Annotated in this window: 8 protein-coding genes; 4 read left to right on the forward strand and 4 right to left on the reverse strand. The window is 38.3% G+C overall.

The annotated features are described in order from the left end of the window. A partial coding sequence (locus QS62_RS12155; RefSeq protein ID WP_330998007.1) for a transposase occupies positions 1 to 243 on the forward strand: 243 nt, incomplete at its 5' end. 55 nt (positions 244 to 298) lie between these two features. Here QS62_RS12155 and lysS read toward each other — a convergent pair. Both lysS and prfB read right to left on the reverse strand, forming a co-directional pair. After that, on the reverse strand, positions 299 to 1,807 hold the full coding sequence (gene lysS / locus QS62_RS10415; protein ID WP_066109872.1) for a lysine--tRNA ligase: 1,509 nt from the start codon (positions 1,805 to 1,807) through the stop codon (positions 299 to 301). Between the two features lie 30 nt (positions 1,808 to 1,837). Further along, a protein-coding gene (prfB, locus tag QS62_RS10420; RefSeq protein WP_156550124.1) for a peptide chain release factor 2 occupies positions 1,838 to 2,936 on the reverse strand; the annotation gives its coding sequence in 2 pieces (ribosomal slippage) (positions 1,838 to 2,860 and positions 2,862 to 2,936; 1,098 coding nt in all). Between the two features lie 181 nt (positions 2,937 to 3,117). On the opposite strand from prfB, the gene QS62_RS10425 reads away from it, so the two are divergent. Beyond that, positions 3,118 to 3,957: a formate/nitrite transporter family protein gene (locus QS62_RS10425; protein ID WP_066109878.1), complete on the forward strand. Its 840-nt coding sequence runs from the start codon at positions 3,118 to 3,120 to the stop codon at positions 3,955 to 3,957. Between the two features lie 53 nt (positions 3,958 to 4,010). Here QS62_RS10425 and QS62_RS10430 read toward each other — a convergent pair whose 3' ends face one another. Beyond that, positions 4,011 to 4,505, reverse strand: coding sequence for a YfbU family protein (locus QS62_RS10430; RefSeq protein WP_066109881.1), 495 nt, complete (start codon positions 4,503 to 4,505; stop codon positions 4,011 to 4,013). 95 nt (positions 4,506 to 4,600) lie between these two features. Next, positions 4,601 to 5,347 carry an MlaA family lipoprotein gene (locus tag QS62_RS10435; protein ID WP_082966188.1) on the reverse strand — a complete coding sequence of 249 codons (747 nt, stop codon included), beginning with the start codon at positions 5,345 to 5,347 and terminating at the stop codon, positions 4,601 to 4,603. A 329-nt stretch (positions 5,348 to 5,676) separates the two neighbouring features. Here QS62_RS10435 and carA point away from each other — a divergent pair, with 329 nt between their 5' ends. Continuing rightward, the gene (gene carA / locus QS62_RS10440) at positions 5,677 to 6,834 is read left to right on the forward strand and encodes a glutamine-hydrolyzing carbamoyl-phosphate synthase small subunit (RefSeq protein WP_066109884.1); all 1,158 of its coding nucleotides are present in this window, start codon (positions 5,677 to 5,679) and stop codon (positions 6,832 to 6,834) included. Between the two features lie 36 nt (positions 6,835 to 6,870). Beyond that, positions 6,871 to 10,059, forward strand: coding sequence for a carbamoyl-phosphate synthase large subunit (gene carB, locus QS62_RS10445; RefSeq protein ID WP_066109887.1), 3,189 nt, complete (start codon positions 6,871 to 6,873; stop codon positions 10,057 to 10,059). Positions 10,060 to 10,271 lie beyond the last annotated feature (212 nt).

The following is a 10,271-nucleotide window of genomic DNA, read 5'->3' on the forward strand; positions in this document are numbered from 1 at the left end:
AAATTGGTGACCGAACAAGGTTATTCCATCCCACAAGCATGCTTGGAATTAGGGATAGGAGAAACGGCATTACGTCGTTGGGTAAAACAAGTACAAACAGAACAACAAGGTTATATGTTACCAAGCAGCAAGCCGATATCCCCCCTCCCGCACTCGGGACTCTCACCTGTTAGAATGCGCTCATACCGAGCACACTATAAAAAACTGCACCTTTATTTGTTGGATAATAAGTCCAACTTTTAGGGTGCAGATCAATTTAGTTAAGTTTTTCCTTTTTATTTCAATATGATAGAAACAATTACGCTTTATGTTTCATTGCTGGGAATAAAATAACATCACGAATTGAAGCTGCATTAGCAAATAACATTGCTAAACGGTCAATCCCTAAGCCTTCTCCAGCAGTTGGCGGTAAACCATGTTCAAGCGCAACGACAAAGTCTTCATCTTTAAACATTGCTTCATCATCACCAGCTTCTTTTGCTGCCACTTGTGCGTCAAAGCGTTCATTTTGATCTTCTGCATCATTTAATTCAGAGAAACCGTTACCGATTTCACGTCCGCCAATAAATAATTCAAAACGATCAGTAACTTCTGGATTTTGGTCATTACGACGCGCTAAAGGTGAAATTTCTGCTGGATGTGCCATTAAGAATGTTGGTTGGATTAAGTGATGTTCTGCAACTTCTTCAAAAATCGCATTCACTAAGCTACCTAATCCCCAAGATTTTTGTACTTCAATACCCAATTTTTCAGCTACCGCTTTCGCACGATCAAGATCATAAAGATCTTCTTTGACAATTCCTTTATCTGCGCCATATTTTAATACTGCATCGTGCATCGTAATACGCTCAAATGGTTTACCGAAATCAAATTCATATTCACCATAAGGTACTGTTGTTGTACCAAGAATATCTAATGCTAATTTACGTAATAATTCTTCTGTATTATCCATTAAATCGTGGTAATCAGCATACGCTTGGTAATACTCTAGCATGGTGAATTCTGGGTTATGACGCACCGATACCCCTTCATTGCGGAAATTACGATTTAATTCAAATACTCGCTCGAAACCGCCCACAACAAGACGTTTTAAGTAAAGTTCCGGTGCAATACGTAGATACATATCAATATCCAACGCATTATGATGGGTGATAAATGGACGTGCTGATGCTCCACCCGGAATCACTTGTAACATTGGTGTTTCCACTTCCATAAAGCCTTTACCAATGAAATATTCACGAATGCCTGCAATCACTTTAGAGCGAATCACAAAAGTACGGCGAGATTCTTCATTACTAATTAAATCAAGATAACGTTGGCGATAACGCATTTCTTGATCGGATAAACCATGGAATTTATCTGGTAATGGACGCAACGCTTTGGTTAATAATTCAACACTGGTACAACGCACTGTCAACTCATTGGTTTTAGTTTTAAATAATGTACCCTTCACACCAACAATATCACCAAGATCCAACATTGCCATTAATGCTTCATATTCACCTTCCGGCAATAAATCACGAGCTACATATAACTGAATTTTTCCGCTCATATCTTGGATAGTGATAAAACTTGCTTTACCCATTTTGCGACGCGTCATAATACGACCAGCAACTGCCACCGCAATTTCTTTCTCTTTTAACACTTCTCCATCTTCGCTCTCATAGGCAGTATGTAAATCACCTGCAAGACTGTCGCGACGGAATGTATTTGGAAACGCATTGCCTTTTGCTCTTAAACTCGCTAATTTTTCACGACGAGCCAGCATTTCGCCATTAAGATCTAATTCTTGATTTTGTTCTGACATAATTTTTTATACCTTTATCTTCAATTACTTTTATAATCCAGCTTTTAAACTCGCTTCAATAAAGCGATCTAAATCACCATCTAATACTGCTTGCGTATTACGATTTTCAACGCCTGTACGTAAATCCTTAATTCGTGCATCATCTAACACATACGAACGAATTTGACTCCCCCAACCAATATCAGATTTACTCTCTTCCAATGCTTGTTTTTCTGCATTTTTCTTTTGTAGTTCAAGCTCATACAATTTTGCTTTTAATTGTTTCATCGCTTGATCTTTATTTTTATGTTGAGAGCGATCGTTTTGACATTGCACTACAATCCCACTTGGCATATGGGTGATACGTACCGCACTTTCTGTTCTGTTAACGTGTTGCCCACCCGCACCTGACGCACGATACACATCAATACGTAAATCAGCGGGATTAATTTCAATATCAATATCATCACTGATTTCTGGATAAACAAACACCGCACTAAATGAAGTATGACGACGATTATTAGAATCAAATGGGCTTTTACGCACTAAACGATGAATTCCAGTTTCTGTACGCAACCAACCGAACGCATATTCACCGCTCACTCGGATTGTTGCTGACTTAATTCCTGCTACATCACCATCAGAAACTTCCATTAATTCTGTTTTAAAACCTTTGCTTTCCGCCCAACGCAAATACATACGCAATAACATTTCTGTCCAATCTTGCGCTTCTGTACCGCCTGATCCAGATTGTAAATCAACATAACAATCTGCACTGTCATGTTCACCGCTGAACATACGACGAAACTCTAACTTCGCTAAGTTATCCTCTAACTCGGCTAATTCTGCAACAGCCTCATCAAAGGTATCTTGATCTTCAGCTTCAATGGCTAATTCTAATAAACCATCGACGTCATCTAATCCTTGTTCTAAATTTTTAATGGTATTTACTACTGCTTCCAAGGAAGAGCGTTCTTTACCTAAAGCTTGTGCTTTTTCAGGATCATTCCAAATATCTGGTTGTTCTAATTCTGCATTAACTTCTTCTAAACGTTCAACTTTGCTATCAAAGTCAAAGATACCCCCTAAGCGCTAGGGTTCTTTCACCAATATCGCTAATTTTGTTCTTTATTGGATTAATTTCAAACATATTATTCCATTCTTCAGTGATTCAGAAATCGGCAATTATAGAATATTACGCTCTGTTAGCCTAGTTTCTTTAACATAAAATTTGCTAGCTAATTAGCGATTTATGTTAGAATACGCGCCTTATGCAAAAATCAATACGCTAAATCTTATTACTTTATTAGTATCAAGCAGGAGGAAACTCAATGAAATCAGAACTAGATACTTCAACACTTTCCTACCGAGATAAAATGGCGATTGAAGAATATGAACGCCTTAGTCCTCGCTTACTGTATGAAATTATTCGTCAAGATGGTATCGAGGAGCTTACTCGACCAACCAAAGCCCTTATTTTTTCAGGAATTACTGCTGGTTTAGTGGTGACATTTTCTTTTGTCTTTAAAGCAATTTTTACCGCTTATATTCCTGACGAGCCTTGGGCACCATTAATTTCTAATATGGGTTATACCGTTGGCTTTTTATTGGTTATTTTAGGGCGGATGCAGCTTTTTACTGAAAATACTATTACCACTGTTGTACCGCTATTTAATCCATTAACTTGGCGTAAAGTTACTGCGGTTTCCCGTTTATGGTTTATCGTATTTGTTTCTAATTTAATTGGTACCGCCTTAGCAGCGCTATTTTTACAAAATCATCAGGTATTCAATCCTGAATTTGTACATGCAATGCATGAAATCGCCATGCATGTCAAACATATGACAGTTTCAGAAAACATCTTAAAAGGAATTCCTGCTGGGATTTTAATTGCCTCCATCGTATGGATGATGCCATCGGTAAATAGTGGAAAATTTATTATGATTTTCTTCTTTATCTATTTGATTGCATTAGGTGATTTTGCACATGTTATTGTGGGTTCGGCAGAAATTTCTTACCTGGTTTTCCAAGGTGAGGCGTCATTATACGACTACTTTGTCACTTTCTTACTGCCAACCTGTTTCGGTAATATTCTTGGCGGTACAGTGGTCTTTACTATGATGATTTATGGTCAAGTCAATCAAGAGATTGAGCTAAAAGCCAATCGTTAATACACAAAAAACGGCAGGTACTCTGCCGTTTTTATTAACATACTTTCTAATTATTACGCATTTAAAATCTTACGAATTTCTTCCGCACTTAAATGGTATTCATGTGGGCAAGCACGCCATGCCGCCAACATTTTTTGATATTTATCAGCCATACAGAACTGTGCATCAGTATCTTCGGTATGGAATACAACATCAGTATAAAGTTTTTCAGTTTCACGTAAGAATTTCACATATTGGCAGAATTTCTTCTCTCTAATCGCACAATAACCAATAAATTTAGTTTGATGTTCACTGATCACTGATTTATTTGCCAAATTATTATAAGAAACTTGTAACGCATGATACATCTCTAAAGTATCACGAACCATCTTACATTCCGCCTCAGTTAAATAAGAAAAGCCCTTATCTAATTCTTGTAACTCTTTAGCAAAACCACATTGCACAATTGTTTTTAAGCGACGAAAATACGCCGCTTGTTCAGGGTTAAGCAATGCCATTAATTCATATTGGTTCGCTAAAATTAAGCGTTGGGTGGAGGTCATTTCCATGTTGCTATCCTTCTAAAAATATAAAAAATTTAACGGCGCTTACTGTAAGAGATTATGCTTAGCGCCGCCTTAATTTGAATCAAAAAAGTAAAAGATTAATCGATTTCATTGACAATATTTTTATCTAACTTCTCACTTTCTTTGTTGTCCGCTTTACCATCCGAAACTTTAAATTGCAAGTTTTGGAAATAGGCTTCGCGGAAAGTGACATAAGGGTCTTGTGATTGTTTTAATAATGCATCTTGATCGAGCACCCTTGAACGTTTATCTACCCCTTCAATTCCCCATTTTAATAAACCCCAAGGGCCAAGTAATGACAACATTGGGTAAGTCATATCAACAATATGACCAAGATCTTGACGAGGTATAGCAGCGCCATAGCCCGGCAACACTACATAACTACCAGTACCAACACCATAATGTCCGAGCATATCACCGAATTCTCTATTCTCTTGCTTTCTCAATGGTTTACTTGCACTAGCAATATCGATAAAACCTGCTAAACCAAATACGCTATTGATCCAAAAGCGATCAAAATGCACCATTGCCTGTTTAAAATTCCCTTCCAATAAACGATTTACAAAACTCATTGGCTCATCAAGATTACTGGTGAAATTAGTTAAGCCGGTTTTCACAGGATCTGGCACATAATCACGCCAGCCTTTCGCCACTGGACGCAATACATAAGGATCAAGATAATTATAGTTTATATTCCACATTGCACGATTAAATCCTTGTAATGGATCGTTTCGCTCGCCAGTTTCAGTGTGACTTGCACACCCTGCGGTTATTGCCACTGCCATCGCAGCAGGCAAAAATTTTTTTATTAGTGCTTGTTTCATTATCTTCTTCTCTCGCTAGTCAATTACTTTATATTCTAATCAAATTTTCTTACGATTAAAAACACCTTTAAATTGAAAATAACACTTGCTTTTAATGAATAAATATTCAATTATATTGCATAATTTTTCATATACACCAAATCTTTTCATTTGTATTTAAACGTTTGCTCTATTAAAATATTGCGATTTTTTCGTTTAATGAAAAAACATTCAGACACGATTTAGCCAATATGGTAAAACTATAATGAAATTACCGTTTGATCTAAGTTGTGGTTAATGAGCATTCGTAAGTGTTCGACCAAACACATAAATTAATTTAGGAGTAATTGATGTCTGAACAAGCTATCCTCGTCCTTGCTGATGGTTCGATTTTTCGTGGTACCGCTATCGGCGCGTTAGGACATACGATTGGTGAAGTTGTATTTAACACTTCCATGACGGGCTACCAAGAAATTCTGACCGACCCTTCTTATACTAAACAACTAGTTACTTTAACTTATCCACATATTGGTAATACTGGTGCCAATAGCGAAGATGTTGAATCTAATGCTATTTATGCTGCTGGTTTGATTATTCGTGATCTACCTTTATTGCACAGTAATTTCCGTAGCGAACAATCATTACAAGAGTACTTAAGCCAAAATAATGTAGTGGCAATTGCGGATATTGATACCCGCCGCTTAACACGTTTATTACGTGATAAAGGTGCAATGGCAGGTTGCATTATGGCTGGGCAAATTGATGAGAAAAAAGCTTTAGAATTAGCGCAAAGCTTTGGTTCTATGGCGGGTAAAGATCTTGCTAAAGAAGTAACTTGCGCCGCACCTTATGAATGGAAAGAACGTGTGTGGCAACTCGGTGTCGGTTATGCAGAACAGCCAAATTTCCGTTTCCATGTCGTTGCCTACGATTTTGGTGTAAAACGTAATATCCTACGCATGTTAGCAGAGCGTGGCTGCCGTATTACAGTTGTACCAGCGACTACACCAGCACAAGAGGTATTAGCACTAAATCCGGACGGCATTTTCCTCTCTAATGGCCCTGGCGACCCTGAACCATGCGATTATGCAATTTCAGCTATTCAAACTTTATTGGCAAGTAAAAAGCCAATTTTTGGTATCTGTTTAGGACATCAACTATTAGGCTTATCTGTCGGTGGTAAAACGAAAAAAATGGCATTTGGTCATCATGGTGGTAATCATCCTGTCGAAGATCTTGATACCAACAAAGTATTAATTACCAGCCAAAACCACGGCTTTGAAGTCGATGCAGAGAGTTTACCAAGTAATGTACGTATCACTCATCGTTCTCTATTTGATGGTTCCGTACAAGGAATTGAATTAACAGATCAATCTGCATTCTCTTTCCAAGGACACCCAGAAGCAAGCCCTGGTCCACATGACGTAGCGTATCTATTTGATAAATTTATTAAAGAAATGGATATTGCGAGTCATACCTTGACTGCTAGTTCATATGTAGTCCGTTAATTATGAAATAATAAAAAGAATCGTGGGACATAAATTATGCCAAAACGTACAGATATAAAATCTATCCTTATTATTGGTGCAGGTCCGATTGTAATTGGACAGGCTTGTGAATTCGATTACTCTGGTGCTCAAGCGTGTAAAGCATTACGTGAAGAGGGTTATAAAGTCATTCTGGTAAACTCAAATCCAGCGACAATTATGACCGATCCAAATATGGCGGATGTCACCTATATTGAACCAATCCGTTGGCAAACTTTAGCGAAAATTATTGAAAAAGAACGCCCAGATGCCATTCTACCAACAATGGGTGGACAAACTGCCTTAAACTGCGCTTTAGACCTTTCCAAAAACGGTATTCTCGCGCAATATCAAGTGGAATTAATTGGTGCGACTGAAGATGCGATTGATAAAGCCGAAGATCGTGGCCGTTTCAAAGAAGCAATGGCTAAAATTGGTTTGAATACGCCAAAATCTTTCGTTTGTCATAGTTTTGCCGAAGCATGGCAGGCGCAAGAAGAAGTTGGTTTCCCAACCTTAATTCGCCCATCATTCACTATGGGTGGTTCAGGTGGTGGTATCGCTTATAACCGCCAAGAATTCCAAGAGATTTGTGAGCGTGGCTTTGATGCTTCTCCAACACATGAACTATTAATCGAACAATCCGTTTTAGGTTGGAAAGAGTATGAAATGGAAGTAGTACGCGATAAAGCCGACAACTGCATTATCGTTTGTTCGATTGAAAACCTCGATCCAATGGGTGTTCACACTGGGGATTCCATTACTGTTGCTCCAGCACAAACATTAACAGATAAAGAATATCAAATTATGCGTAATGCCTCTTTGGCCGTATTACGTGAAATTGGCGTTGATACCGGTGGTTCTAACGTACAATTCGCCATCAATCCAGAAAATGGTGAAATGATCGTCATCGAAATGAATCCGCGCGTCAGCCGTTCTTCTGCATTAGCATCAAAAGCGACAGGCTTCCCAATCGCTAAAGTTGCGGCAAAACTCGCTGTAGGTTATACCTTAAATGAATTACGCAATGATATTACTGGTGGCTTAATTCCAGCTTCCTTTGAGCCATCGATTGACTATGTTGTGACTAAAGTGCCACGTTTTGCCTTTGAAAAATTCCCACAAGCAGATGACCGTTTGACTACCCAAATGAAATCTGTTGGTGAAGTGATGGCAATGGGGCGCACTTTCCAAGAGTCATTACAAAAAGCCTTACGTGGGCTAGAAACTGGTATTTGCGGTTTTAACTTACGTTCAGAAGATAACGAGAAATTACGCCAAGAAATTTCTAACCCAGGTCCAGAACGTTTGCTATATGTAGCGGATGCTTTTGGTTTAGGTTGGTCATTAGCTGATGTTTATCGCTATACCAAAATCGATCCTTGGTTCTTACGTCAGATTCAAGATTTGGTGTTAGAAGAACTTGAATTAGAAAAGAAAACCTTTGATCAACTTGATTATGCTGAATTACGTCGTCTAAAACGCAAAGGTTTCTCAGATAAACGTATCGGTCAGCTAACTAAAGTTAGTGAAAGTGAAGTAAGACAACGTCGTTATGAATTAAATTTACATCCTGTTTATAAACGTGTTGATACTTGTGCAGGAGAATTCAAATCAGATACAGCTTATCTCTACTCTACTTATGAAGAAGAGTGCGAAGCTAATCCATCCAATCGTAAAAAAATTATGATTCTAGGTGGTGGTCCAAACCGTATTGGTCAAGGTATTGAGTTTGATTATTGCTGCGTACATGCTGCTCTTGCTTTACGTGAAAGCGGTTTTGAAACCATTATGGTGAACTGTAACCCAGAAACTGTATCCACTGATTTCGATACTTCAGATCGCCTCTATTTCGAACCTTTGACTTTAGAAAACGTATTAGAAATTATCCACATTGAAAAACCTGATGGTGTGATTGTTCATTACGGTGGTCAAACTCCATTAAAACTAGCTAATGCGTTACACAAAAATGGAGTTCATATCATTGGTACTTCTGCTGACAGTATTGATGCTGCAGAAGATCGCCAACGTTTCCAACAAATTCTGAATCAATTAAATTTGAAACAACCGCCTAATCGTACTGCACGCAACAGTGATGAAGCAGCTAAATTAGCGGAAGAAGTGGGTTATCCTTTAGTTGTTCGCCCATCTTATGTATTAGGCGGACGTGCAATGCAGATCGTTTATAACGAAGAAGAACTCAACCGTTATATGCGTGAAGCAGTTCAAGTTTCTGAAGATAGCCCGATCTTATTAGATCACTTCCTTGATAACGCCATTGAAGTTGATGTGGATTGTATTTGTGATGGTGAGATTGTCGTTATCGGCGGTATTATGCAGCACGTTGAACAAGCAGGTATCCATAGCGGTGATTCTGCGTGTTCATTACCAGCTTATTCATTAAGCAAAGAGATTCAAGATGAAATTCGTCGCCAAACTAGCGCGATGGCGAAAGCCTTGAAAGTTGTTGGTTTGATGAATGTACAATTTGCGGTACAAGAAAATACTGTCTATGTATTAGAGGTAAATCCACGTGCTTCTCGTACAGTGCCATTCGTCAGTAAAGCAACTGGAGTACCATTAGCTAAAATTGCTGCTCGTGTGATGGCTGGTATCAACCTCACAGAACAAGGTTTTACACAAGAAGTTATTCCTGAAAAATTTGCTGTAAAAGAAGCGGTATTCCCATTTATCAAATTCCCTGGTGTTGATACGATTCTCGGACCAGAAATGCGTTCAACCGGTGAAGTAATGGGCGTAGGCACTACCTTTGAAGAGGCATTTATCAAAGCACAACTTGGTGCAGGAGAACATATTCCACAAAGTGGTAAAGTGTTCTTATCTATTGCCGATCAAGATAAAAAACGTTTATTACCAATCGTAAAACATCTGCAACGTCTTGGTTTTGGCTTATGCGCAACTTATGGTACCGAACAATTCTTAGCGGAACATGGCATTATTGTGCAACATATCAACAAAGTGCGTGAAGGTCGTCCACACATTGTGGATTCTATCAAGAATGGTGAAATTTCATTAGTGATTAATACGGTAGATGGTAAACCTGAATCTATTGCTGATAGTCATTCGATTCGTCGTAGTGCATTACAACAAAAAGTGATGATTCAAACGACTATCAATGGTGCTTCAGCATTAGTCAGTGGTTTAGGTAAATTAGATCAACTTGGTATTTATTCATTACAAGAATAAAAGTTTTTGTTCTAGCGTAACCTAAAAAATCATTTCACTAGACGTTTAGTCATTGACTTCTTACCAAACTGAATGGTCAGCATTTGCTGACCATTCAGACTGATGACAAACCTAAATTTTGTCACAAATTTCCATAAAATAGCTTTGGGTTCCCTCTCACTCTTGCCCGAATGCAAATAAGATTTTCAGGCAAAAAAAGCTGTCAATTTTTC

Origin of the sequence: Gallibacterium salpingitidis (assembly GCF_001678495.1) — a bacterium.
GTDB lineage: Bacteria > Pseudomonadota > Gammaproteobacteria > Enterobacterales > Pasteurellaceae > Gallibacterium > Gallibacterium salpingitidis.

Excerpts from the sequence above, each read along its gene's own strand:
- carA (WP_066109884.1), top strand. The coding sequence starts at position 5,677 with ATGTCTGAACAAGCTATCCTCGTCCTTGCTGATGGTTCGATTTTTCGT.
- lysS (WP_066109872.1), bottom strand. The coding sequence starts at position 1,807 with ATGTCAGAACAAAATCAAGAATTAGATCTTAATGGCGAAATGCTGGCT.
- carB (WP_066109887.1), top strand. The coding sequence starts at position 6,871 with ATGCCAAAACGTACAGATATAAAATCTATCCTTATTATTGGTGCAGGT.
- QS62_RS10425 (WP_066109878.1), top strand. The coding sequence starts at position 3,118 with ATGAAATCAGAACTAGATACTTCAACACTTTCCTACCGAGATAAAATG.
- QS62_RS10435 (WP_082966188.1), bottom strand. The coding sequence starts at position 5,347 with ATGAAACAAGCACTAATAAAAAAATTTTTGCCTGCTGCGATGGCAGTG.
- QS62_RS10430 (WP_066109881.1), bottom strand. The coding sequence starts at position 4,505 with ATGGAAATGACCTCCACCCAACGCTTAATTTTAGCGAACCAATATGAA.